Below are 24,906 nucleotides of genomic sequence, written 5' to 3'. Positions count from 1 at the left end.
AAATATGGGCATATGTCCGAGAACACCCGCGCTCGGCAATTTTTCTATTTTTTACCATTTGATAAAATTTTGGAATCGTGCCACCGTTTCAAAAAGGACAGCAAACGGGGAGCGGAAATGACCTCCAAACAGTTGCAAGATGGGATTGTCGCGGGCCGGTTGGACGGCACGGCGCTTCAGACCAATTTCGCCGATTTGCACCCGGCCTATGCGCCGCACGAGGCGCTGGTGGCGGCGGATCGATGTTACTTTTGCCATGACGCGCCGTGTATGACGGCCTGTCCGACCTCGATCGATATTCCTTTGTTCATCCGGCAGATCGCCACCGGAACCCCGGAGGCGGCGGCGCGGACAATCCTTGAACAGAACATTCTTGGTGGCATGTGCGCACGGGTCTGCCCGACGGAGACGCTATGCGAAGAAGTCTGCGTGCGCGAAACCGCCGAGGGCAAGCCGGTCGAGATCGGGCGGTTGCAGCGCTATGCGACGGACAAACTTATGGCAAAAGGCCCGCAGCCCTTTGCGCGGGCCGAGGCCACGGGCGAAAAGGTGGCCGTTGTCGGCGCCGGGCCTGCCGGTCTGGCCTGCGCGCATCGGCTGGCGATGCTGGGCCATGATGTCGTGATCTTCGAGGCGCGCCAAAAGGGCGGGGGCCTGAACGAATTTGGCATTGCCGCCTATAAAAGCACAAATGGGTTCGCGCAGCGCGAAGTCGATTGGCTGCTGCAGATCGGCGGGATCGAACTGCGCTATGGTGCCAAGCTTGGAGAGGCGATTTCCCTGGACAGTCTGCGCGCTGATTTTGACGCGGTGTTCCTTGGCATGGGGCTGGCGGCGGTCAACGCCCTGCGGCTGGACGGAGCGGACAAGGACGGCATCCGCCCGGCGGTCGATTTCATAGCCGCCTTGCGACAGGCCTATGATCTGGCCGCGCTGCCCATCGGGCGCCGCGTGGTGGTGATCGGTGGCGGCATGACAGCCATCGACGCCGGGGTGCAGGCCAAACTGCTGGGCGCCGAAGAGGTCACCATTGTCTATCGCCGCGGGCAGGAGGCCATGGCCGCCTCACGCTATGAACAAGACCTCGCAGCGCAAAAGGGTGTGAGGATCATCCACAACGCTGCGCCCGTGGGCGTGGACGGCAACGGCAGCCTGACGGCGGTGCGCTTTGCCTATACCGAAACCCAAGGCGGCAAACTGGTCGCGCTGGACGAAACCTTTTCCTTGCCCGCCGATCAGCTGTTTCAGGCGATTGGCCAGAGCTTGGGCGATGCTCCCGAAGGGCTCGAGATCGCAGGCGGCAAGATCACCGTGGACGAAAAGGGCCGGTCTTCGGTCTCGGGTGTCTGGGCCGGGGGCGACTGCGCCTCGGGCGGGGATGATCTGACGGTGACGGCCGTGGCCGAAGGGCGCGATGCGGCGATGGATATCCACGCGAGCCTCACGGCGTAATTCAACCAGTCCCGGTTTAGTCCCGGGGCGTGATGATCAAAAGGAGGCCGCGATGGCTGACCTGACAACCGATTTTCTGGGCATCAAAAGCCCCAACCCCTTCTGGCTGGCCTCGGCGCCACCCACTGACAAGGAATACAACGTCCGCCGCGCCTTTGAGGCAGGCTGGGGCGGTGTCGTGTGGAAGACGCTGGGCGAGGAAGGCCCGCCCGTGGTCAACGTCAACGGGCCGCGCTATGGCGCGATCTGGGGGGCGGACCGTCGCCTGCTGGGGCTCAACAACATCGAGTTGATCACCGACCGTTCGCTTGAGGTGAACCTCGAGGAAATGGCGCGGGTCAAGGCCGATTACCCGGATCGCGCGCTGATCGCCTCGATCATGGTGCCCTGCGAAGAGGCTGCCTGGAAGGCGATCCTGCCGCGCGTCGCCGAAACCGGTGCCGACGGGATCGAGCTGAACTTTGGCTGCCCGCACGGCATGTCCGAACGCGGCATGGGCGCGGCAGTGGGGCAGGTGCCCGAGTACATCGAGATGGTGACCCGCTGGTGCAAACAGTACTACGACAAGCCGGTGATCGTGAAGCTGACGCCCAATATCACCGACATCCGCCAGCCCGCAGCAGCGGCCATGCGCGGCGGCGCCGATGCGGTCAGCCTGATCAACACGATCAACTCGATCACGGCGGTGGATCTGGACAACATGGCCCCGCAGCCGACGATCGACGGCAAAGGCAGCCACGGCGGTTATTGCGGCCCGGCGGTCAAACCCATCGCCCTGTCCATGGTCTCCGAGATTGCCCGCAACCCCGAAACCCGCGGGTTGCCGATCAGCGGCATCGGCGGCGTGACCACATGGCGAGACGCCGCCGAGTTCATGGCGCTGGGCGCCGGAAACGTTCAGGTCTGCACGGCAGCGATGACCTATGGCTTCAAGATCGTTCAGGAAATGATCTCGGGGCTGTCACAGTGGATGGACGAAAAGGGCTATACCTCGACCGACCAGTTCGTCGGCATGGCGATCCCGAACGTCACCGACTGGCAGTACCTGAACCTCAACCACATCACCAAGGCGCGGATCGATCAGGACGCCTGCATCAAATGCGGTCGCTGCTATGCCGCTTGCGAAGACACCTCGCATCAGGCGATTTCCATGTCCGCTGATCGGGTGTTCGAGGTGCAGGACGATGAATGCGTGGCCTGCAACCTGTGCGTCAACGTCTGCCCGGTAGAAGACTGCATCACCATGGAGGTGCTCGCCCCCGGCGAGATCGACAAGCGCACCGGCAAGGTGGTGGAAAAGGACTATGCCAACTGGACGACCCATCCCAACAACCCGATGGCACGTGCCGCAGAATAAGGCGTGATCCAAAGGTGTCCCAATCGTCACGCGGACGGGGAAAAGGAAGCGCAGAGACCAGCCCTTTGCGGTAAATGGTGCTGTCCAGAGCTGAAAGCCGTTCAGGGCAGCCTGATGACAAGTATCCAGCTCCCGAAAAATCTTCAGGAACTGGTTGCGATGAAGGTCGTCTGTGCGGGACGAAGCAGTCGTTCGCCGCGGTTGCGCCAATGTCGGCTTTGCGAAGCTATAGTGGCTCGCTTCGAAGTTGGCCTTCGAAATCCGTCTTTCCTATCGGGACGCCTTGCGTGCGAAGGATGTCGTACGCGGTAACCGCGTGGAAGTAGAAATTCGGCAAAAGAAAAGAAAGCAAGTAAGTCTCTGCCGTGAATGGAGACTTGCTAGGGTTTGTGTGTATTTGCATGTCAAGCTCTTTGCCTGACAAAGCGTCTACCTCCTGAGAGTTGAGGTCTTTCAGCACGGCCTCCGTATTGGCAATCCTCTCCTGCAACCTCTCGAAAGGGACAACGCCTTCAAGGGCTGGAGGGTTAAAGACACCTTGCTTAACGGCGTCGAGTCCCCAGACCGAATAATTGTCCACACATTCTATCTGGAAAAACAAAGGTGCCATATCTTCGGTGAGACGCGCTGAAACCAAGTCGTCAGCGTCCAAGTCGTTTGCAGAACAATGCTTCGAGGCTTTGTCGAGCCAGACACTAACCGCGACCACGGTCTGTAGGAAGGTTGGAACGCTCAAGTCGAAATATGAAATACTCATACGGTAGTGTTTACCGCGTGACGGCGTACTTTCAAACTCAGAAAGCAGACCTTCGCTCGCCGCGCAGCATTCGGTAAGTATGGGCTCAAACCGGTCATTGCGCTCCGAGCCACTGCTGTTTCTCCCGTGTATCATTTACTGCACAGAGATGGTGGCCTTTTTCTGTTTGGGGCCTTCAGGGGCGCAATAGCCGCTCGAACAGGGTGGTCAGAAAGACCTTGGCCTCGTCAAAACGCGCGGCCTCACGCGCTTCGCCAAGCACACCGCGCACCTGCACGTCGAAATCGGCGTAGTGCTGGGTTGTCGCCCAGATCGAAAAGATCAGATGATAGGGGTCCACCTTGGCAATGCGCCCGGCGTTCGCCCAGCTTTGGATCAGCGCAGTCTTTTCGTCCACCAAAGCCTTGAGCGTGCCTGATAAAACATCACTGATATGCGGCGCGTTCTGGATCATCTCGGTGGCGAACAGGCGGCTTTCTCGGGGCATGTCGCGGGACATGTCCAGCTTGCGATGCACATAGGCAATCAGTTCCTCGACCGGGTCCCCCTCGGCGGACAGCTGGCGCAAAGGGTCGATCCAGATGTCCAGCAGAGCTTCGAGCAAGTCGCGGTAGATCGCCTCTTTGCCGTCGAAATAGTAGACGACGTTGGGCTTGGACAGCCCGGCTTTGGCGGCGATCCGGTCCAGCGTTGCCCCGCGCAGCCCGGCCTCGGAGAACACGTCGAGCGCGGCCTCAAAGATCGCTTGCCGTTTCTCGCGTTGGATTCGGGTCTTTCCGCCGGGCCTGATTGTGGTCATGTACTCTTCTTTCACATCGTCTGGCTGTCTCGAACGCCTGTTCGGGATTTCGGAACCGCCTATTTATTGGGCGCTGCGCCCTTGCTGTGCACGCCGCGAAAATAAGTCCTTGACCGCGCGGTCGCCACGCCTTGATATTTGACCATATGGTCAGGATTCTCCCGAGACAAGCTGCGGCGCAAATCGGGGCCGGTCAAGACAACAAGTGGGGAATGACATGTCGACATCCAGCAACATCCGAATTGATGGCGATCGTCTTTGGGACAGCCTGATGGAGATGGCCAAGATCGGGCCGGGTGTCGCCGGGGGCAACAACCGCCAGACGCTGACCGATGAGGACGGCGAAGGGCGCGCCCTGTTCCAGTCATGGTGCGAAGCTGTGGGCTGCTCCATGGGGCTTGACCAGATGGGCAACATGTTCGCCCGCTACGAAGGCACTGATCCCGACGCGCTGCCGGTCTATGTCGGCTCGCACCTCGATACCCAGCCGACGGGCGGCAAATACGACGGGGTTCTGGGCGTGCTCGGCGGTTTGGAAATCCTGCGCACGATGCACGAACGCGGGATCAAGACGAAACATCCCATCGTTGTGACCAACTGGACCAACGAAGAGGGCACCCGCTATGCTCCGGCCATGCTGGCTTCGGGCGTGTTTGCCGGGGTGCATACGCAAGACTGGGCCTATGACCGCGTGGATGCCGAGGGCAAGACTTTCGGCAGCGAATTGGAGCGGATCGGCTGGAAAGGCGAGGAGGAGGTCGGCGCGCGCAAGATGCACGCCTTCTTTGAGTTGCACATCGAACAGGGCCCCATTCTGGCAGCCGAGGGCAAGGACATTGGCGTTGTCACCCATGGACAGGGGCTGTCGTGGACGCAAATCACCATCACCGGCAAAGACGCGCACACCGGATCAACCCCGATGCCGATGCGCAAGAACGCAGGCCTCGGCATGGCGCGGGTGCTGGAACTGGTCGATGAAATCGCATGGTCGCACAAACCCCATGCGGTTGGCGCGGCGGGACATATCGACGTCTACCCGAATTCGCGTAATGTGATCCCCGGCAAGGTTGTGTTCACCGTTGATTTCCGTTCTCCCGATCTGAGCGTCATCGAGGATATGGAAGCGCGGCTGAAAACCGGTGCGACCAAGATCTGCGAGGACATGGGGCTTGAGATCGAATTCGAAAAGGTCGGCGGGTTCGACCCGGTAGAATTTGACGCGGGCTGCGTCGCCGCAATCCGCGAAGGCGCGGAAACCATGGGGTATTCCCACCGCGACCTGATCTCGGGCGCCGGGCATGACGCCTGCTGGATCAATCAGGTGGCCCCCACCGCCATGGTCATGTGTCCCTGTGTTGACGGCCTCAGCCACAACGAAGCCGAAGAGATCAGCAAGGACTGGGCCGCGGCGGGGGCAAACGTGCTGATGTACGCGGTTCTCAAGACCGCCGAAGTGGTGGAATAATCCGAGCCGTCGAAGAAACGGCCCAATATAGACCGACACTGACTGGCCCGATGCGGTCAAGGGAGACACAACCATGACGACCAAAGTCATCAAGAACGGCACCGTCTGCACGGCGGATCGCACCTATAAGGCCGACGTCCTGATCGAGGATGAGATCATCAAGCAGATCGGGCAGGACCTGTCGGGGGATGAATACATCGACGCCGAGGGCGCCTATGTGATCCCCGGCGGCATCGACCCGCACACCCACCTCGAGATGCCCTTCATGGGCACCACCGCCGCCGAGACATTTGAGTCCGGCACATGGGCGGCGGCGACGGGCGGCACTACCATGCTGGTGGATTTCTGCCTGCCCGGCGCGGATGGCAGCATCAAGAACGCCATCAACGAATGGCACCGTAAATCGGCCCCGCAGATCTGTTCCGACATCGGCTATCACATGGCGATCACCGGCTGGAACGAAAACGTCTTTAACGAGATGAAAGACGCCGTCGACATGGGCGTGAACAGCTTCAAGCATTTCATGGCCTACAAGGGCGCACTGATGGTCGAGGACGACGAGATGTACGCCAGCTTCAAACGTTGTGCGGAACTTGGCGCGCTGCCGATGGTGCACGCCGAAAACGGCGATCTGGTCTTCGAGCTTCAGCAGAAATACTTCAACGAAGGCATCACCGGACCCGAGGGCCACGCCTATTCCCGCCCGCCTGAACTGGAAGGTGAGGCGGCGAACCGGGCCATCACCATCGCTGACGCCGCTGGCACGCCGCTATATATCGTGCATGTGTCCTGCGAACAGGCGCATGAGGCGATCCGCCGGGCGCGCCAGAAAGGGATGCGCGTCTATGGCGAGCCATTGATCCAATTCCTGACGCTGGATGAAAGCGAGTATTTCAACAAGGATTGGGACCACGCCGCGCGCCGTGTCATGTCGCCGCCGTTCCGTTCCAAGGATCATCAGGACAGCCTCTGGGCGGGGCTGCAATCCGGCAGCCTCCATGTGGTCGCCACCGACCACGCCGCCTTTACCACCGCGCAGAAACGCGCAGGCAAAGACGACTTCCGCATCATTCCCAATGGCTCCAACGGGGTCGAGGAACGGCTTGCCGTACTCTGGACGGAAGGGGTGGAAACCGGCCGCCTGACGCCGAATGAATTTGTCGCCGCGACCTCGACCAACGTGGCGAAGATCCTCAACATTTATCCCAAGAAGGGCGCGATCCTTGAAGGCGCGGACGCCGATATCGTGGTCTGGGATCCCAAGCTGTCAAAAACCATCACCCCGGCGACACATCATTCGGTGCTGGATTACAATGTCTTTGAAGGCTTCAACGTCAAGGCTCAGGCGCGCTATACCCTGAGCCGGGGCGAAGTTATCTGGGCCTGGGGCCAGAACAGCCAGCCGCAACCGGGCCGGGGCCGTTTCGTGCCGCGGCCTGCGTTTTCATCGGCGCAGAAGGCGCTGAGCCAGTGGAAGGCCCTGAACACCCCGCGCAAGATCGAGCGTGATCCGCTCAACATCCCAGCGGGGATTTAAGGCCCATCATGACGCCACAAGCGCCTCAAGTTCAGGCAGTAGAACCACGCTTTCCTGCTCATGCGGATCGGTTCGGGCAATCACAGCCCGGGCCGGTTTGTCGGATGTGTTTATCGGCAGGTGCGGCACGTCAGCAGGGATATAGATCATGTCCCCGGCTTTGGTCTCCATCAGGTTTTCCAGCTTGTCGCCCCAGTACATTATCGCCTCGCCCTCGATCACATAGATCGCGGTTTCATGCGTCGCGTGTTTGTGGGCCTTGGCGCGGCCACCGGGCGGAATGTCCAGCAAATGCATGCAGATCGCATGTGACCCGGTGGTCTCTTTGGCGATCCCCTCGAAATACTCAAAGCCCTGTTTGCCCGAGAATGTCTCGCCGGGGCGCAATTTTTGGCACATACGTGACTGGGACATTTCAAATCCTTTCCCTAGGGCAGCAATAACAACATGGTGACAGAGCAGGTGACCCAGTCAAACGAAACCGTGATCCGCGCGGACAACCTTTCCCTGACGTTTGAGACAAACGATGGCCCTGTCAAAGCGCTGAGCAATGTCAGCCTCGACATCAACAAGGGCGATTTCGTCAGCTTCATCGGCCCCTCGGGCTGTGGCAAGACGACCTTCCTGAGGGTGATCGCGGACCTTGAACGGCCCACGGGCGGCAGTGTCACCGTCAATGGCGTCAGCCCCGAAGAGGCGCGAAAGCGGCGGGCTTATGGCTATGTCTTTCAAGCGGCGGGGCTATTCCCGTGGCGCACCATCGGCGGTAATATCCGCGTCCCGCTGGAAATCATGGGCCTGTCCAAGGCCGAACAGGCCGAGCGCGTCAAACGCGTGCTGGAACTGGTGCATCTTGAGAATTTTGAAAAAAAGTTCCCGTGGCAGCTGTCAGGCGGCATGCAGCAACGGGCTTCGATTGCGCGGGCGCTTTCGTTCGATGCCGACATCCTGCTGATGGACGAACCTTTTGGCGCGCTGGATGAGATTGTCCGCGACCACCTGAACGAACAGCTTTTGGAGCTTTGGGGCCGCACCGGCAAGACCATCGGCTTTGTCACCCACTCGATCCCCGAGGCCGTTTACCTGTCCACCAAGATCGTTGTCATGTCGCCCCGTCCGGGCCGCATCACCGACGTGATCGACAGCCCGCTGCCACGCGAACGTCCGCTGGAAATCCGCGACACGCCCGAATTCATTGAGGTCGGCCACCGTGTCCGGGAAGGCCTGCGCGAGGGGCACGCTTGATGCGAAATGTCCTTCCCATCCTGACCGTGATCGCCGCCATTGTTGCGCTTTGGTACGCTTTGGCCGTGACGTTGAACGCGCCATGGGCTTATTCCAAGGCGAAGCGGGCTGATGTGACCCTGTCGTTTTCCGAAATGGTCTCGGACACCATGGCACAGGAAAAACCGCGCCTTCCCGCGCCGCATCAGGTGGCAACCGAAATCTGGGAAACCACGGCGCAGAAAAAGATCACCTCGAAACGGTCCTTGATCTATCACGGCTGGATCACCCTGCGCGCCACGCTTCTGGGCTTTGCCTTTGGCACGGCGCTGGGCATCGCTTTGGCGGTCAGCATCGTCTATTTCAAGGTCATGGATATGTCTGTCATGCCATGGATCATCGCCAGCCAGACGGTGCCCATTCTGGCTATTGCGCCAATGATCGTCGTGGTTCTGGCGGCGCTTCAGGTCAATGACATCGTCGCCAAGGGCGTGATCTCCATGTATCTGTCGTTCTTCCCGGTGGTCGTTGGCATGGTCAAAGGGCTGCGCAGCCCCGACGCCATGCTGCTGGACCAGATGAAGACCTATTCGGCCAGTGCCTCGCAGACCTTCTGGAAATTGCGCCTGCCGACTTCGACGCCTTACCTGTTCGCCTCGCTCAAGGTCGCGGTCGCGGCCTCTCTGATCGGTGCCGTGGTGGCCGAGCTGTCGCTGTCCCAGAACGGCGGTCTTGGCGCGCGCCTGCTGGCGGGCAGCTATTACGGCCAGACGATCCAGATCTGGTCAGCCCTGCTGGCGGCGGCGACACTGGCGGCCCTCATGGTCATCACGCTGGGCGCGCTGGAAAAGCTGACCCTGAAACGCATGGGGATGGCACAATGAACTGGATCGTCATTGCCCTGATCGTCTGGGCCGCCGCCTTTGCCGTGAACCTGTGGCTGGTGCGCAGAGGCGGGCGGGCCGCCGCTTATCTTGTCCCGGTGATCTTTGGCCTGACCATCCTCTTTATCTGGGAAGGGATGGTGCGCGGCCTGAATATAAGCCCGGTCCTGCTGCCGCCCCCCAGCGCCATCGGCGCGGCGCTGATCTCCAAAACCCACATTCTGTGGACCGACCTTGTGCAAACCTTCTTCAAGGGCGCGCTGACTGGCTATGTGATCGGCTGCGGCTCGGCCATTGTCACGGCGCTGCTGATCGACCGGTCATCGTTCCTGCAACGCGGCCTTTTGCCGGTGGGCAACTTCATTGCAGCGCTGCCGATCGTCGGCCTTGCCCCGATCATGGTCATGTGGTTCGGCTTTGACTGGCAATCCAAGGCAGCGGTCGTTGTCGCCATGGTGTTCTTCCCGATGCTGGTGAACACGGTGCAGGGGCTTCAGGCCAGCACCGCCATGCAGCGCGACCTGATGCGCACCTATGCTGCGGGCTATGGCCAAACCCTGCGCTTTCTTCGCCTGCCTGCCGCCATGCCGTTTATCTTCAACGGGCTCAAAATCTCGACCACCCTTGCTTTGATCGGAGCCATCGTGGCCGAATTTTTCGGCTCTCCGATCAAGGGCATGGGGTTTCGCATCTCGACCGAGGTCGGGCGCCTTGCGCTTGATATGGTCTGGGCGGAAATTACCGTTGCAGCCATTCTTGGTTCGGCCTTCTATGGCCTGATGGCGCTATTGGAAAAGCGGATGACCTTTTGGCATCCGTCACAAAGAGGGTGACCAACACCCGACTACAACCAGCATGGGAGTGCACAACATGAAACGGATCGTAACGACAGCCATCGCAGGCGTCATGGCGCTGGGCGCCGGGATGGCGCAGGCGGCGGACGAAGTCACGCTACAGCTCAAATGGGTCACACAGGCGCAGTTTGCGGGTTATTACGTGGCGCTCGACAAGGGGTTCTACGACGAAGAAGACCTTGACGTGACCATCAAGCCGGGCGGCCCGGACATCGCTCCGGCGCAGGTGATCGCAGGCGGCGGTGCCGACGTGGTGCTGGACTGGATGCCCTCGGCGCTGGCCTCGCGCGAAAAGGGGCTGCCGCTGGTCAACATCGCCCAGCCGTTCAAATCCTCTGGCATGATGCTGACCTGCCGCAAGGACACTGGCATCACCAGCCCCGAGGATTTCAAAGGCAAGACACTGGGCGTCTGGTTCTTTGGCAACGAATATCCCTTCCTGTCGTGGATGAGCAAACTGGGCATTCCCACCGATGGTAGCGACGGCGGTGTGACCGTGCTGAAACAGGGCTTCAACGTCGATCCGCTGCTGCAGGAGCAGGCGGCCTGTATCTCGACCATGACGTATAACGAATACTGGCAGGTCATTGATGCGGGTCTGACCGAGGATGATCTGGTGACCTTCAAGTACGAGGACATGGGCGTCGCCACGCTGGAAGACGGCATGTATGTGCTCGAGGACAACCTGTCCGACCCGGCCTTCAAGGACAAGATGGTGCGCTTTGTGCGGGCCTCGATGAAGGGCTGGAAATACGCCGAAGAGAACCCCGATGAGGCTGCCGACATCGTGCTTGAGAATGACGCCTCGGGCGCCCAGACCGAAAAGCACCAGCGCCGCATGATGCGCGAAGTCGCCAAGCTGACGGCAGGATCGAACGGCGCGCTGGCGGTGGCCGACTATGAGCGCACTGTCAAAACCCTGCTTGAAGGCGGCTCTGACCCGGTCATCACCATGACCCCGGAAGGCGCCTACACGCTGGACATCACCGATGCGGCGCTGAACTAAAGCCCCGCGCGAGACCGACAAAGGCGGGCGTTCCAGGCGGGCGCCCGTTTTCTTTTGGCCTGTCATACCGCCGGGGCCGGGCTATAAACCCTCAAAGGCCCCGGATCAGAAAAGGCGCAGTTATGAGCGTGATGGACCATCTTCTAGACCTTGCAGCGCTGCCGCGCGCGGACATCCCGGGCAGCGCATTGCAGGCGGCGCGCAATTCGCTGTTCGATTGGTTGGTGTGCGGCCGGGCCGGGCAGGGCGAACCTTTGTCGCGCATCCTGCAGCAGATGGCGCAGCGCGAGGGCGGCATAGAAGAAGCTTCCGTTTTTGGCATGGGACGCGTGCCTGCGCGGATGGCGGCGCTGGCCAATGGCGCGATCAGCCATGCGCTGGATTATGACGACACGCATTTCGCCCATATCGGTCATCTGTCGGTGGGCATTTACCCGGCAGCTTTGGCGGTGGGGCAGGCCAAGGGACAGACGCTGGACGAGGTGGCCGAGGCCTTTTTGATCGGAGCCGAGGTCGCCATTCGGGTGGGAATGGTGCTGGGCGCCGGGCACTACAATCGCGGCTTTCACCAGACCTCGACCGCCGGGGCCTTTGGCGCGACGGTGGCGGCGGGGCGGCTGTATGGGCTGAGCCGCGATCAGATGCGCCATGCCATCGGGCTTTGCGCCACCAAAGCCTCGGGGCTGAAATCGCAGTTCGGCACCATGGGCAAACCTTATAACGCGGGGCTCAGCGCCTCTACCGGCGTGGAAAGCGCATGGCTGGCCAGCGCTGGCATGACCTCGGCCCACGACGGGGTGATGGGGCCGCAGGGCTTTGTCGCCACACATGCCGACGCGCCGCAGCCCGACTTGTTTTGGCAAGATCCCGCCCCAGAGGTCTTTCTTTTCGAGGATATCAAGTACAAGTTCCACGCCTGTTGCCACGGCACCCACGCGATGATCGAGGCGCTGCTGGCGCTGCGTGCTCAGAGCGGCACGGGGTTCGAGGACGTCGAGACCCTGCATTTGCGGACCAACCCGCGCTGGCTGGTCGTCTGCGACAACAAGGCGCCGGCGACCGGGCTTGAAGTCAAGTTCAGCTATGCCTGGCTGGCCGGAATGGTGCTGCGCGGCACGCCGACCAGCGATGACAAGACCTATACCGACGCTTTGGCGCAAGATGCCGGTCTTGCGGAGTTCGCCCGGAAAGTCTTGGTCGAAGGCGACGAAACCCTGACCGACATGCAGGCCGAAGGCAGCCTGACCACCAAGGCCGGGGAAAAGCTGAGCTTTTCCCATGATCTTGCAGCGCGGTTGTCTCAAGAGGCGATCCAGCACGGGCTGACGCAAAAGGCGCGCTCGGTGATCGGGGCGGATGCGGACCGGCTTTGGCAGCTTCTGGCGCAGGGCGGAGAGCTCCATGCGACGGACCTTGCGGGGGTCGTCGCGGGGCAAGGGTAGGCAAGTTCGGCAGCTGGCCAGAAATGGCCTGTCGCCGTCCTCAGTCGTTCGGAATCTCGTAGTCTGGCAGGCTGTTCAGCGCGTCTTTCAAGGCGTTGCCCCATCCTTGCGAGATTTGCTGGAAATAGGGATTGTCCTGTTCGATCCGGCCGTTGTGGCCCTTGTGCAGGCTGCCCTCGGCGTAGCAATGGAAATCCATCGGGGCGCCAACCGTCAGATTGGCCTTGAGCGTGGAATCAAAGCTGACAAGCAGCAGTTTCATCGCCTCGTCAAAGCCCATCGTGCGATCATAGGCCCGGACAAGAATCGGGCGGCCATATTTTGTCTCGCCAATCTGGAAAAACGGCGTGTCCTCGCCGGCTTCGATGAAATTGCCCTCGGGGTAGATCAGGAACAGCCGCGGCGGGCTGCCGGCGATCTGACCACCGACGATCAGCGTGGCGTTAAAGGTGCTGTCCGCCCGCATTCCGTTGTCGCTGTGGCGATCGATCACCTCGCGCAGGGTTTCCGAGATCATCCTTGCCGCCTGAAACATCGATGGCGCACCCAAAAGCGACGGCGTGCGATCCTCGGGGGATTTGCTGCGTTCGTCCAAAAGGCTGACCACGGCCTGAGTCGTGGCAAGGTTCCCGGCGGCCATCAAGGTGATGACCCGGTCACCCGGGGCCTCCCATGTGGTCATTTTCCGAAAGGTCGAAATATTATCGAGCCCGGCGTTTGTCCGGGTATCAGACATAAAAACAAGGCCCTTATCCAGAACCATTCCCACGCAATACGTCATTTCCCGGCTTTCTACTGTTGTGCCACGTCAATCTGGACTTGGAGGCTTTCGCCTGTTCCTCCGCTTTGGGATCCAGATACCGGGGAAGCCTCGGCATAGTCCAGACCAGTTGCGACGCGCACGTAACGTGCATCAGGGGAAATTCCGTTCGAAACATCGAATCCGACCCAGCCAAGCCCGTCGATATAGGCCTCGGCCCATGCGTGCATGGCATCTTGTACCGTCTGATCATTAAGCATTAGATAACCGGACACATAGCGCGCAGGCATCGAAAGCAGACGCGCGCAGGCCAGAAAAATATGTGTGTGATCCTGGCAAACGCCCTTGCCGGCAAGGGCCGCGTCCTCGGCGGTCCAATCGGGGTTCGACGATCCGACTTCGTAAGAGATGGCTTCGCTGATCCCCAGCATCAGCGCGTGCATGCCTTCCAGCGTCGCGTCCGCGTCGATGCTGCGCAGCAGGGCGCGCACGGCGGTCTTGGGTTTGGTGCGCTCGGTGTCCCGTCGGTAAAGCCACAGCGGCGCCGGCCCGCGATGCGCCCCCAGAATGCCTTGAGTGTCGTTGACTTCGATCTCGCCCGCGCTGATCACGGTCAATTCAGTGGCGCCATGGCCAAAGCTGATCAGCTCGGTCGAATTGTTGTGATGATCCTCAAAGCTCACCTCTTTGACACCATTCTCGACCCGGGTTTCCCAGGACAGAATATGCTGCTGGTGCGACGCCTTGGGCGTCTTGCGAATTTGTTGCAGCCCGTACTCGACAGGAGAGTCAAAGCGATACCGCGTGCTGTGTTCGATCTTGAGGCGCATCATGTCATCACTTGTAGAACCGGAAATCGATTTCTATCTGCTGGGCGATTTCGACCAGCAGGCCGAGGATTTTCTGAATGAATTGATGCAGTCCATATTCAAAGACCGCCTCAATGTCATGCGACAGGTAGGTGCGTTCCAAATGGTCCACCTTTTGCAAGGCGGGCATCAACTGGAGGCTGCCTTTGTTCAGGTAGCGCAGATTGTCGCGCAGTTTGCCAACACAAAATGCCAGACTGCGCGGCATTCGTTTGTCCAGCACCAGGAATTCGGCAATCTCCATCGGCCCGGCCTCGGCCCCGGCGCCATATTCCATGCGAAAGCCCCCGCGGGCCGATACAGACCGCAGGATTGTTTCCCACTGCACGTTGTCCAAAGACGAGCCGACCGCCCGCGCCGAGGGCAGCAGGACGTAATATTTGACGTCCAGAATGCGGGCAGTGTTGTCGGCGCGTTCCAGAAACGTCCCCAGACGGGCAAAATCATAGATCTCGTTGCGCAGCATCGTGCCGTGCGTCGTTCCGCGCACAAGCGCCGTGTGCTGGCGGATCTTGCCCAGCACCTTGGGCAGGTCACGTTCAGACACCTTGCGGGCCAGCAGTTCGCGGGTGGCCATATAGGCGGCGTTGATCGCTTCCCAGACCTCGCCGGTCAAGGCGGTGCGCACCAGTCGCGCATTCTGACGGGCGGATTCGATACAGGACAGGATGGATGAGGAATTCGCCTTGGAGCGCAAAAGCCAGTCGATGGCGGCGTCCTTGGTGACAGCTTCGTTTTCGGCTTTGAAGGCCTCGTATCCCCCCGCCGATTGCAGGACGGAGATCCATTCTTCGTCGTTATCGTCCAGCCGGGTCAGCGCGATACGCTGCCCTGCGTCGATCATCCGTGCAGTGTTTTCTGCCCGTTCCAGATAACGGTACATCCAGAAGAGGCCATTTGCGGTTTTGCCCAGCATCGCCGATCAGTCCTCCAGAACCCAGGTGTCTTTGGTGCCGCCGCCCTGCGATGAGTTCACCACAAGCGAGCCTTTCTTGAGCGCCACGCGCGTCAGACCGCCGGGCGTGATCTTGATCCCTTCGGGGCTGACCAGCACAAAGGGCCGCAGATCGACATGGCGCGGGGTCAGGCCAGCGCGCGAAAAGATCGGCACGGTGGACAGGCTCAGCGTCGGCTGCGCGATATAGTTGCTTGGCCGGGCCGACAGTTTCTTGCGGAATTCGGCGATCTCTTTCTTGGACGAGGTGGGGCCGATCAACATGCCGTAGCCGCCCGACCCGTGCACTTCCTTGACCACCAGATCCGCAAGGTTGTCCAGCACATAGGCCAGATCGCCGGGGTCCGAGCAGCGCCATGTCGGCACGTTTTGCAGCAAGGGACGCTCACCGGTGTAGAACTCGACGATGTCGGGCATGTAGGAATAGATCGCCTTGTCATCGGCGATCCCGGTGCCGGGCGCGTTGGCGATGGTGATATTGCCCGCCCGGTAGACATCCATGATCCCCGGCACCCCAAGGGCGCTTTCGGGGTTGAAGTTCAGCGGGTCAAGGAAATCATCATCGACCCGGCGGTACAGCACATCGACCGGCTTGTAGCCGCGCGTGGTACGCATCGCCACTCGGCCATCGACGACCTGAAGGTCATGCCCCTCGACCAGTTCGACACCCATCTGATCGGCCAGAAAGGCGTGCTCGAAATAGGCCGAGTTGTAGATCCCCGGCGTGAGCACCGCGACCACCGGTTTGCGGTCCAGCCCGGCCGGAGCGCAGCGCGCCAGCGAGCGGCGCAGATCAGTGGGGTAGTCCTGCACCGGCAACACGCGATTGCGCGAGAACAGCTCGGGGAACATCTGGAGCATCGTCTCGCGGTTCTCCAGCATATAGCTGACGCCCGACGGCGTGCGCGCGTTGTCTTCCAGCACGAAAAACTCGCCCGGGCCGGTGCGCACCAGATCAATGCCGACGATATGGGTATAGACGCCTCCGGGCGGTTCGACGCCGATCATTTCAGGCAGGAACGCCTCGTTCTTGCTGATCATCTCTTCGGGGATGCGGCCCGCTTTGACGATCTCCTGGCCGTGGTAGATGTCATACAGAAAGGCGTTGATCGCCCGCACCCTTTGTTCGATCCCGCGAGACAGGCGCGCCCATTCGGGGCCTGAAATGATCCGCGGGATGATGTCGAAGGGGATCAGCCGTTCTTCGGCCTCAGCGCGTCCATAGACGTTGAAGGTGATCCCGGTCAGGCGGAAAAGCTCTTCGGCTTCGCGCTGCTTGGCGCGCAGTCGCGCCGGGTCTTCTTCGCTGAACCAATTGTTGAAGCCTTGGTACGGGAGCCGCAGCGTTTCGTCCTGCCCCCACATCTCATCGAAATACTGTGTTTCGCTCATGTCTCAGCCTTCTTTGCAGGTTGATTGCAAGCCAAACAGCATCGACGTTCCATGCGCCAAACCCAATTCACTGCGAATGAGCGTAACGGCGCGGCCATGGAGGCCGATTTCTGGGCGAACTGTATAATTCTTAATCGGTTTTTAAACTTTCGGCTAGAGGCGCCGTCCGTCCGGGCCGAAAAGCATTTCGGATTTTGCCTCCCAATCCGCGAATGTCGCGCTGCCTTCGATGGGGATGGGGTGATCAGAGTCCTGCCGGATCGTGACCTGCGTGCCATCGTTTGCGCGCAGGTGAACAAGGGTCTCGGCGCCCAGCGGTTCGGCATAGGCAACAGTCCCGGCCAATGGGCCACTGTCGGACAGATGCATGTGTTCGGGACGCACGCCCAGTTGCGCGCCCTTGGGGCCGCGTCCCAGCGCCGCCGCGTCGATGAAGTTGGTCGGAGGAGAGCCGATGAACCCTGCCACAAAGGCGGTCTGCGGATTGGCATAAACCTCCAGCGGCGCACCGATCTGGTCCGCGACACCGCCGTTCATCACGATCATCCGGTCGGCCAGTGTCATCGCCTCCACCTGATCGTGGGTCACATAAAGCGAGGTCACGCCCAGTTCGCGCTGCAAGGTCTTGATTTCAAGCCGCATCTGCACGCGCAGCTTGGCATCGAGGTTGGACAGCGGTTCGTCAAAAAGGAAGACCGAAGGTTTGCGCACGATGGCGCGGCCCATGGCGACGCGCTGGCGCTGGCCGCCGGACAGCTCTCGGGGTTTGCGCTGCAAATAGGGTTCAAGCTGCAAGAGGCGCGCGGCAGTGGCGACGCGCTCTTCGATCTCGGGCTTTGGCACCTTGGCGATCTTCAGCCCGTAGGCCATGTTCTCAAAGACCGACATATGTGGGTAAAGCGCGTAGTTCTGGAACACCATGGCGATGTCGCGGTCCATCGGCTCCTTGTCGTTGACCCGCACGCCGTCGATCCGCACCTCGCCGCTGGTGACGGTTTCCAGACCGGCGACCATGCGCAGCAAGGTTGACTTGCCACAGCCCGACGGGCCGACAATCACGATGAATTCGCCGTCCTTGATGTCGATATCGACGCCGTGGATCACATCGGTCTTGCCAAAGGATTTTTTCAACGCGTCAAGCGTGACGGTGCTCATTTTTCGCTCTCCACGAGGCCACGGATAAAGAGTTTCTGCATGCCGATGACCACCAGAACCGGCGGCACCATCGCAAGGATCGAGGTCGCCATGATCACCGGCCAATCGGCGATGTCGTCACCACTGGGGAACATTTGCTTGATGCCCATGACGATGGTGTTCATGTCGCTGTCCGTGGTGATCAGCAGCGGCCAGAGGTACTGGTTCCAGCCATAGATGAACAGGATCACGAAGAGCGCGGCGATGTTGGTGCGGCTCATTGGCAGCAGGATATCAAAGAAAAAGCGCATCGGCCGGGCGCCATCGACCCGCGCCGCCTCGGCCAGTTCATCCGGGACGGTCATAAAGAACTGGCGGAACAGGAAAGTGGCGGTGGCGCTGGCGACCAGCGGCAGGATCAGGCCCTGATAACTGTTGAGCATGCCAAAGTTCGCAACGACTTCGTAGGTTGGGACGATGCGCACTTCGACCGGCAGCATCAGGGTCAGGAAGATCAGCCAAAAGAACAGGGTGCGCCCGGGAAAGCGGAAATAGACAATGGCAAAGGCCGACAGCAGCGAGATCGCGATTTTCCCCAGCGCGATCCCCAGCGCCATGATCGCCGAGTTCATCAGCATCAGCGCCACCGGCGCATTGACGCCCGAGGTCAGCGCCTTGCCATAGTTGGTCAGAAACTGATCGCCGGGCCAAAGCGGCATCGGCGGTCGGACAATCTCGGGTTGGCTGACGGTCGAGGCGACAAAGGCCAGCCAGATCGGGAAAAAGATGAACAGCACGCCGATGATCAGCCCCAGATGGGTCAGCCATAGGCCCGCGCCGCGGTTTTCCACCATGCCGTTGCGATTGCTCATCAGTAATGCACCTTGCGTTCGACGAATTTGAACTGGACCACGGTCAGGATCGACACGACCACAAGCAGCACCACCGATTGCGCCGCGCTGGAGCCCAGATCCTGCCCGACAAAGCCGTCGGAATAGACCTTGTAGACAAGGATCGTCGTGGCCTGTTGCGGACCGCCGCTGGTGATCGTGTGGATCACCCCGAAGGTTTCAAAGAAGGCATAGATGATGTTGACCACCATCAGGAAGAACGTGGTGGGCGACAGCAGCGGCCAGACGATGGTGCGAAAGCGCGTCCAGAAATGCGCGCCGTCGATGGCAGCGGCCTCGATCACCGATTTCGGGATGGCCTGAAGGCCCGCAAGAAAGAACAGGAAGTTATAGCTGATCCGGCCCCAGGCGCTGGCCACGACCACAAGGCCCATCGCCTCGGTTTCGTTCAGAACGTGGTTCCAGTCATAGCCCAGCTGGCCCAGATACCACGTCACCACGCCGACGCGGGTGTTGAACATGAACATCCACAAAACGCCCGCCACCGCCGGGGCCACAGCATAGGGCCAGATCAGCAGCGTACGGTAAGCGCCCGATCCCTTGATCAGACGGTCTGCCAGCACGGCAAGATACAGGGCGACGCTCATCGACACCACGGTGACAAGGATCGAAAAGACCGCCGTCGTCACGAAAGAGGCGCGGTAATATTTGTCGCCGAACAGGTATTCGAAATTGCCCAGCCCGACGTATTGCATCGACAGCCCGAAGGGGTCGGGGATGAACAGCGATTGATAAATCGCCTGCCCGGCGGGGTAGAAGAAAAAGACAGCCGTTATAAGTAGCTGAGGCAGCACCAGAAGCAGCGGCAACCAGAGGCCTTTGAATGTGACGCGTTTTTCCATCTCAGCTTTCGCCTTTTCGTCAGATCACGGACAGAACAAAGCCCAGCAGGGCCAGCGCCATAAGGCCCGCCGCAATACGCCAAGGCGTCTTGACGCCGGTTTGCGCCTCGACCGCTTTGGGCACGCTTGCGGCAAACCAGCCCGAGATCAGCGCCATAACCAGCAGCGTCAGCTTGGCCCAAAGCAGATCCGTAGCGACTCCGAACAGCGCTATCAGGATCGTCCCGATCCCCAATGCCACAAACGCCCCGCCCATCACCTTGTATAGCGCGCCCAGTATGGTGCGCGTGGCGTCGCCGATCGGCGCGGCGGACAGGATTTGCGCGTGATAGTCGACCGGAACCTCGGACTTGAGGTATTTCACGCCCATCGCGGTGATCCCGCCGCCGACGAGGACGAATAGAATAACCGCAAATATCAGCATGACCTGCCCCTTTCAGAGGAGTGGCGCGCCCCGGTGACAGGGCGCGCCGGTTTGGTTACTTGGTGGCTTGCTCAAAGCGGCGCAGCAGGGCGTTGCCGCGTTCCACCGCGCTGTCCAAGGCGGTTTGCGCATCCTTGTCGCCAGCCCAGACGGCCTCAAGCTCTTCGTCGATGATGCCGCGGATCTGGTCGAACGAGCCCAGACGCAGGCCCTTGGAATTGGCGGTCGGCTCTTTCGCGGTCATCTGGATGACGGCCACATCTGTGCCGGGGTTCGCCTCATAGAAGCCCTGTTCGCGGGTCAGTTCGCCAGCCGCCTTGGTGATCGGAAGATAGCCAGTGTCCTGATGCCATTTGGCCTGAATCTCGGGCGACGAAAGGAAGTTCAGGAAGGCGGCGACGCCTTTGTAATCCTCGTCACTTTGGCCTGCCATAACCCAAAGCGAAGCGCCTCCGATGATGGTGTTCTGCGGCGCGCCCTCGACAGAAGACCAATACGGCAGGGGCCGCACGTCGAAATCAAAGGTGGCCTCGGCCTTGATGCCCGCATATCCAGCCGAGCTTTCAGTGAACAGCGCGCATTCCCCGGCACGGAAATTCGCCCCGCCTTCGTTGCGACGCCCGGCATAGATGAACTCGCCGTCCTTGGCCCATTCGCCCATCTTGCCGATGTGCTGCACCTGAAGCGGGCCATTAAAGACCAGCTCGGTATCGGTTCCGGCAAAGCCGTTATCCTTGGTGGCGAACGGCGTGTTGTGGTAGGCCGACAGGTTTTCAAGATGGATCCAGCTTTGCCATGCGGTAGTCATCGGGCAGGTATTGCCTGCCGCCTTGAGCTCGCCCAGAACCGTATCGACGTTTTCCCATGTCGAAAGATCCACATCCGGGTCGATCCCGGCCGCGGTCAGTGCGTCCCGGTTCACCCAAAGCACAGGGGTCGAGCTGTTGAACGGCATGGACAGCATCTTGCCATCGGTGGTGGTGTAGTAGCCCTTGACCGAGCCGATAAAGTCATCCGCGTTGAACGTCGCGCCTGCGTCTTCCATGACCTCATAAACCGGTTTGATGGCACCTTGGGCGGCCATCATGGTGGCGGTGCCGACCTCGAATACCATCAGGATGTCAGGCTGCTCACCCGCGCGGAAGGCGGCGATGCCCGCGTTCAGGGTTTCCGAATAGTTGCCCTTGTGGCTGGCATTGACCACATAGTCGCTTTGGCTGGCGTTAAAGGTCTCGACCTGTTCGGCGACCAATTCGCCAAGGCGCCCGGTGAATGCGTGCCAGAACTCGATCTCGGTCTGTGCCCATACGCCGCTGGCCGATGTCAGTCCGGCCGCGAAGGCGAGCAAGGAAATGGAATGTTTCATGTCGGTTCTCCCATAGTGTTCATTTGTTCAGATCACCTTTCAAGTCTTTGACGAAAAAGGCTTCTCAGTCTTCGTGGGCCGTTGATACCCGGCCTTCTTGAAAGCTTTGTGACACCATCATGGGCGGCGCACGATATAGGTCGGAGCGATCCCGGCGCGCGCAATGGCGGCTTGAATGTCGCTGCCCGCGAAAAAGCCGAAATCCGCCACCAGCGCCGAGGCGATCCCGGCGGCCTGCGCGCCCAGAATGTCGGTGTGCAGGCTGTCTCCGACCATCAGGATACGGTCGCGCGGCGGCAGGGGATCAAGCCGGGCAAAGGCCAGATCATAGATGTTGTGAAATGGCTTGCCAAAGAACTGCACCTGAACCCCCGTGCGATCCGCAAGGCGATGGGCAAAATGGCCCGGTTCGATGGAAAAGCCGCTTTCGCGCGGGGCGACAATATCAGGGTTGCCCACCAGCACCGGGCGCGGGCGGCGCTCCAAGGCGACCTCAAGCAAGGCTTGGCGTTCGTTGGTCCATGCGGCGCTGCCGACCATCAAAAAACCGTCGACGGCGTCATAGGCGGCGGGGTCTTCTTCGAGGTAGGTCAGGGTCAGGTCTTCGAGATCGCGCAACCCTGTGCTGCGGGTCGCCATCAGCCCCCAATGCAGGTCCCGGTGCCCATTCAGCCCGGCCAAAAGCGCGGCGCGGCTGGTGATCACGTGCTCGTTCGGGAAGTCATAGCCGAGACGGTGGTATTTCTCGATCAGGGCGGCCTGCGGGAAGCCTGCGGCGTTGGAGACCACCAGCACCTGTTTGCCCGCCGCCTTCATGTCGGCAATGCGCTCGGCAACCCCGGGGATCGCCGTTTCGCCGATGTTCAAAACGCCAAAGGCATCCAGAAAGAAGGCGTCGAAGTCAGCGGCGATCTCGGCCAGCGTTTCGATCTGGCGCGGTTGTGGGGCGGGGCCAGACGCATCGGGCAGACGGTGGCGCACCGCTTCATAGGCGTCAAAGGCGGTGTCAAAGGTCAGTTCGGTCAAATGATCGCCCCCCGGACCTTGGCCGAAACCCATTCCCCGATCACCACCGCACACAGGATGACCACAAGGATCAGGCTGACTTGCGGCCATGCCAGCACGTTCAGCGAGCTTTGCAGTTGCAGGCCGATACCGCCCGCGCCGACCAGCCCCAGAACGGTGCTTTCGCGGATGTTGATATCCCAGCGAAAGACAGCGACACCGGCAAAGGCAGGCAGGATCTGCGGGACGATGCCATAGGCCATGACCTGCCAGCGGCTGGCCCCAGTGGCGGTGATCGCCTCGACCTGGCTTTCGTCAATTTCCTCGATCGCTTCGTACAGCAGCTTGGCGCAGAACCCGACGGACCGGATGGCAATGGCCACCACGCCGGCAAAGACCCCGGGGCCGATGATGGCGATCAGCAGCAGCGCCCAGATCAGCGAGTTGATGGAGCGGGTCGCAACGATGATCAACAGCGCGATGGGGCGGATGAACATGCGCGACGGCGTGGTGTTGCGCGCCGCCATGAAGGCCACCGGCACCGCAAAGCAAAGCGAGATCAACGTGCCCAGCGTGGCGATGTTCAGGGTATCCCAGATCGGGCGGCCCAATTGTGTGACATAGTCCCATTTGGGAGGGGTGGCGCGTGTCCAGATATCGCCCGCGATGCGCGGCGCGTCCCAGACAAAGAACCACGTGGTCGCCGCGGATATCTTCTGCCAGCACAGCATGAAGACTGCGATCCCCAGCAGCCAGCCGAACCAGCGCACCAGCGATTCCTGCCGGGTGCGGCGGTGCCAAATCTTGGTGCCGTTCTGTTCAAGCACAGGCATTACTGAACCCTCGCTCGGATGACGCCAGAGAGATATTCCAAGGCCATGACAATTCCGATGATCAGGATGAGGATGGCCGCCGCCGTGTCGTATTCATAACGGTCAAAAGCCGTGTTCAGGGTCGCGCCAATGCCGCCCGCGCCGACCAGCCCGAGAATGGCGCTTTCGCGGAAATTGATGTCGATGCGGTACATCGACAGACCCACAAGGCGCGGCATGACCTGCGGTTGCACCCCGTAGTTGATCCACTGCATCCAGCTGGCGCCCGAAGCCTTGATCGCCTCGGCCTGCACCTTGTCCATCGACTCGATGTCTTCGGCCAGCAGCTTGGACAGAAAGCCGATGGTCGCAAAGCTGAGGGTCAGGAAGCCCGCCAAGGGTCCAAAACCAAAGATCGCGACTAAAAGGATTGCGACGATGATTTCCTGCAAGGCCCGGCTGACCGCCACAATGCCTCGGCAAATCATGTAGACCGGCAACGGCGCGATATTGCGCGCGGCCCCTAGCCCGATGGGGATCGAGATAAGGATACCCACGACCGAGGCCGCGACCGTCATCACGATACTTTCCAGAAGCCCTTCCCAGATATCGCCGGACCGGGTCACGAAATCGGGCTGGGCAAAAGATTTGATAAAGGCCCAGCCGCGATCAAGGCCTTCATAGACGCGGCCCCAATCGACTTCGATGGTCAGAACAGCGGCGATGAGGTAGGCGGCAAAGCCTAACAAAAGCCCCCAACGCAAACCGGCCCGCTTAATGAACGGCGGTTTGCGCCAGGGACGCCCGACGACATCGGCAAGGGCAGGGGTGCTCATTCTGCCGCCTCGATGTCAGGGGTCTCTTCGTCGTCTTCGACCTTCTCGATGGTCGCTTCCCAATCCTCTTCGCCGTAGATCGTGGTCAGCACGTCCGGGGTCAGCGCCTCGGGCGGGCCGTCAAATTCGATGGCACCAAAGCGCAGGCCGACGACGCGCTGCACGAACATCTGCGCCAGCGCCACGTCATGAATGTTGATGATGGCCGCCAAGCCGCGTTCGCGGCACAGCTCGCAAATCAGGCGCATGATCTGGCGGCTGGTTTTCGGGTCAAGCGAGGCGGTGGGTTCATCCACCAACAACAGCTTGGGGTTCTGGATCAGGGCGCGGCAGATGCCGACACGCTGGCGCTGCCCGCCGGAAAGCTCATCGGCGCGTTTGTCTGCCATATGCAAAAGGCCCACGCGGTCGAGCAGGCGAAACGCCTCATCGACGTCCGATTGCGGATAGCGCCGGGTCAGGCTGCGCCAGAACCCGACATATCCCAGACGCCCCGACAGCACGTTTTCCATCACGCTCAGCCGTTCGACCAAAGCGTATTCCTGAAAGATCATGCCCATCTGCCGCCGCGCTTTGCGCAAGGCACCGGAACTCAGCCCGGCAAGGTTGAGATCATCCAGCCAGACCTCTCCGCTGGTGGGTTCCACGAGCCGGTTGATGCAGCGGATCATCGTCGATTTGCCCGCGCCCGAGGGGCCGATCAGCGCCAGCACCTGGCCATCGGGCACCTCAAGATCAATCGGCTTCAGCGCCTGATCCCCGGTCTTGTATGTCTTTGTCAGTTTCTTCAGGCGCAGCATGATCCGTCCTTGAATAATGGGTG

The 24,906-nt window shown here is 60.7% G+C and carries 25 protein-coding genes; 9 read left to right on the top strand and 16 right to left on the bottom strand.

Annotated elements, in window-relative coordinates:
* Window positions 1–117 precede the first annotated feature (117 nt).
* Together ACOYQJ_RS02890 and preA are read left to right on the top strand one after the other, a co-directional pair.
* Entirely contained in the window at window positions 118–1,452 is a 1,335-nt protein-coding gene (locus ACOYQJ_RS02890) for an NAD(P)-dependent oxidoreductase (RefSeq protein ID WP_422904506.1), read from the top strand.
* A 52-nt stretch (window positions 1,453–1,504) separates the two neighbouring features.
* Window positions 1,505–2,809, top strand: coding sequence for an NAD-dependent dihydropyrimidine dehydrogenase subunit PreA (gene preA, locus ACOYQJ_RS02885; RefSeq protein ID WP_422904505.1), 1,305 nt, complete (start codon window positions 1,505–1,507; stop codon window positions 2,807–2,809).
* Window positions 2,810–3,035: 226 nt separating this feature from the next.
* Here preA and ACOYQJ_RS02880 read toward each other — a convergent pair whose 3' ends face one another.
* Window positions 3,036–3,701, bottom strand: a complete 666-nt coding sequence (locus tag ACOYQJ_RS02880) for a DUF1993 domain-containing protein (RefSeq protein WP_422904504.1) — start codon at window positions 3,699–3,701, stop codon at window positions 3,036–3,038.
* Window positions 3,702–3,741: 40 nt separating this feature from the next.
* Window positions 3,742–4,365, bottom strand: coding sequence for a TetR family transcriptional regulator C-terminal domain-containing protein (locus tag ACOYQJ_RS02875; RefSeq protein ID WP_422904503.1), 624 nt, complete (start codon window positions 4,363–4,365; stop codon window positions 3,742–3,744).
* 217 nt (window positions 4,366–4,582) lie between these two features.
* Here ACOYQJ_RS02875 and ACOYQJ_RS02870 point away from each other — a divergent pair, with 217 nt between their 5' ends.
* Both ACOYQJ_RS02870 and hydA read left to right on the top strand, forming a co-directional pair.
* The gene (locus ACOYQJ_RS02870; RefSeq protein ID WP_422904502.1) at window positions 4,583–5,830 is read left to right on the top strand and encodes a Zn-dependent hydrolase; all 1,248 of its coding nucleotides are present in this window, start codon (window positions 4,583–4,585) and stop codon (window positions 5,828–5,830) included.
* Between the two features lie 73 nt (window positions 5,831–5,903).
* Window positions 5,904–7,367, top strand: coding sequence for a dihydropyrimidinase (gene hydA / locus ACOYQJ_RS02865; RefSeq protein WP_422904501.1), 1,464 nt, complete (start codon window positions 5,904–5,906; stop codon window positions 7,365–7,367).
* Window positions 7,368–7,373: 6 nt separating this feature from the next.
* Here the strand turns inward: hydA and ACOYQJ_RS02860 are convergent, their stop codons facing one another.
* A complete protein-coding gene (locus tag ACOYQJ_RS02860; protein ID WP_422904500.1) occupies window positions 7,374–7,781 on the bottom strand; it encodes a cupin domain-containing protein in 408 nt (135 codons plus the stop codon).
* Window positions 7,782–7,814: 33 nt separating this feature from the next.
* Here ACOYQJ_RS02860 and ACOYQJ_RS02855 point away from each other — a divergent pair, with 33 nt between their 5' ends.
* The 5 genes from ACOYQJ_RS02855 to ACOYQJ_RS02835 all read left to right on the top strand — a co-directional run bounded on the left by ACOYQJ_RS02855 (window position 7,815) and on the right by ACOYQJ_RS02835 (window position 12,777).
* Window positions 7,815–8,612 (top strand): ABC transporter ATP-binding protein, encoded by a 798-nt coding sequence (locus ACOYQJ_RS02855; protein WP_422904499.1) that lies wholly within the window; start codon window positions 7,815–7,817, stop codon window positions 8,610–8,612.
* Window positions 8,612–9,475 (top strand): ABC transporter permease, encoded by an 864-nt coding sequence (locus tag ACOYQJ_RS02850; RefSeq protein WP_422904498.1) that lies wholly within the window; start codon window positions 8,612–8,614, stop codon window positions 9,473–9,475. Before ACOYQJ_RS02855 ends, ACOYQJ_RS02850 begins: the two co-directional genes overlap by 1 nt.
* Complete coding sequence (locus ACOYQJ_RS02845; protein ID WP_422904497.1) at window positions 9,472–10,308, top strand: ABC transporter permease; 837 nt, start codon at window positions 9,472–9,474, stop codon at window positions 10,306–10,308. Before ACOYQJ_RS02850 ends, ACOYQJ_RS02845 begins: the two co-directional genes overlap by 4 nt.
* Before the next feature lie 37 nt (window positions 10,309–10,345).
* A complete protein-coding gene (locus tag ACOYQJ_RS02840) occupies window positions 10,346–11,335 on the top strand; it encodes an ABC transporter substrate-binding protein (RefSeq protein WP_422904496.1) in 990 nt (329 codons plus the stop codon).
* Window positions 11,336–11,457: 122 nt separating this feature from the next.
* Window positions 11,458–12,777, top strand: coding sequence for an MmgE/PrpD family protein (locus tag ACOYQJ_RS02835; RefSeq protein ID WP_422904495.1), 1,320 nt, complete (start codon window positions 11,458–11,460; stop codon window positions 12,775–12,777).
* Window positions 12,778–12,817: 40 nt separating this feature from the next.
* Here ACOYQJ_RS02835 and ACOYQJ_RS02830 read toward each other — a convergent pair whose 3' ends face one another.
* From ACOYQJ_RS02830 to phnC, 13 genes are all read right to left on the bottom strand, one after another.
* Window positions 12,818–13,558: a proteasome-type protease gene (locus tag ACOYQJ_RS02830; RefSeq protein ID WP_422904494.1), complete on the bottom strand. Its 741-nt coding sequence runs from the start codon at window positions 13,556–13,558 to the stop codon at window positions 12,818–12,820.
* Window positions 13,559–13,569: 11 nt separating this feature from the next.
* Entirely contained in the window at window positions 13,570–14,367 is a 798-nt protein-coding gene (locus tag ACOYQJ_RS02825) for a transglutaminase family protein (protein ID WP_422904868.1), read from the bottom strand.
* A 7-nt stretch (window positions 14,368–14,374) separates the two neighbouring features.
* Window positions 14,375–15,322: an alpha-E domain-containing protein gene (locus ACOYQJ_RS02820; RefSeq protein ID WP_422904493.1), complete on the bottom strand. Its 948-nt coding sequence runs from the start codon at window positions 15,320–15,322 to the stop codon at window positions 14,375–14,377.
* A gap of 6 nt (window positions 15,323–15,328) precedes the next feature.
* Window positions 15,329–16,753: a circularly permuted type 2 ATP-grasp protein gene (locus tag ACOYQJ_RS02815; RefSeq protein ID WP_422904492.1), complete on the bottom strand. Its 1,425-nt coding sequence runs from the start codon at window positions 16,751–16,753 to the stop codon at window positions 15,329–15,331.
* 153 nt (window positions 16,754–16,906) lie between these two features.
* Window positions 16,907–17,908: a sn-glycerol-3-phosphate ABC transporter ATP-binding protein UgpC gene (gene ugpC, locus ACOYQJ_RS02810; RefSeq protein ID WP_422904491.1), complete on the bottom strand. Its 1,002-nt coding sequence runs from the start codon at window positions 17,906–17,908 to the stop codon at window positions 16,907–16,909.
* Window positions 17,905–18,741: a sn-glycerol-3-phosphate ABC transporter permease UgpE gene (ugpE, locus tag ACOYQJ_RS02805; protein ID WP_422904867.1), complete on the bottom strand. Its 837-nt coding sequence runs from the start codon at window positions 18,739–18,741 to the stop codon at window positions 17,905–17,907. Before ugpE ends, ugpC begins: the two co-directional genes overlap by 4 nt.
* A 17-nt stretch (window positions 18,742–18,758) precedes the next feature.
* A complete protein-coding gene (gene ugpA / locus ACOYQJ_RS02800; protein ID WP_422904490.1) occupies window positions 18,759–19,640 on the bottom strand; it encodes a sn-glycerol-3-phosphate ABC transporter permease UgpA in 882 nt (293 codons plus the stop codon).
* 19 nt (window positions 19,641–19,659) lie between these two features.
* Complete coding sequence (locus tag ACOYQJ_RS02795; RefSeq protein ID WP_422904489.1) at window positions 19,660–20,064, bottom strand: hypothetical protein; 405 nt, start codon at window positions 20,062–20,064, stop codon at window positions 19,660–19,662.
* Between the two features lie 55 nt (window positions 20,065–20,119).
* The gene (gene ugpB, locus ACOYQJ_RS02790) at window positions 20,120–21,430 is read right to left on the bottom strand and encodes a sn-glycerol-3-phosphate ABC transporter substrate-binding protein UgpB (RefSeq protein WP_422904488.1); all 1,311 of its coding nucleotides are present in this window, start codon (window positions 21,428–21,430) and stop codon (window positions 20,120–20,122) included.
* A 117-nt stretch (window positions 21,431–21,547) separates the two neighbouring features.
* Window positions 21,548–22,489, bottom strand: a complete 942-nt coding sequence (locus ACOYQJ_RS02785) for an HAD-IIA family hydrolase (RefSeq protein WP_422904487.1) — start codon at window positions 22,487–22,489, stop codon at window positions 21,548–21,550.
* Window positions 22,453–23,268, bottom strand: coding sequence for a phosphonate ABC transporter, permease protein PhnE (gene phnE / locus ACOYQJ_RS02780; RefSeq protein ID WP_422904486.1), 816 nt, complete (start codon window positions 23,266–23,268; stop codon window positions 22,453–22,455). The genes ACOYQJ_RS02785 and phnE (ACOYQJ_RS02780) overlap by 37 nt, the downstream gene beginning before the upstream one ends.
* Window positions 23,268–24,083: a phosphonate ABC transporter, permease protein PhnE gene (gene phnE, locus ACOYQJ_RS02775; protein ID WP_422904485.1), complete on the bottom strand. Its 816-nt coding sequence runs from the start codon at window positions 24,081–24,083 to the stop codon at window positions 23,268–23,270. Before phnE (ACOYQJ_RS02775) ends, phnE (ACOYQJ_RS02780) begins: the two co-directional genes overlap by 1 nt.
* The gene (gene phnC / locus ACOYQJ_RS02770; protein ID WP_422904484.1) at window positions 24,080–24,883 is read right to left on the bottom strand and encodes a phosphonate ABC transporter ATP-binding protein; all 804 of its coding nucleotides are present in this window, start codon (window positions 24,881–24,883) and stop codon (window positions 24,080–24,082) included. The genes phnE (ACOYQJ_RS02775) and phnC overlap by 4 nt, the downstream gene beginning before the upstream one ends.
* Between the last annotated feature and the right edge of the window lie 23 nt (window positions 24,884–24,906).

This window comes from Pacificoceanicola algae, from assembly GCF_049341065.1.
In the GTDB taxonomy this organism is placed as follows: Bacteria; Pseudomonadota; Alphaproteobacteria; order Rhodobacterales; family Rhodobacteraceae; genus Pacificoceanicola.
The sequence above is the reverse complement of the archived record's forward strand: the minus strand, read 5'-3'. Positions and strand labels throughout refer to the sequence as shown.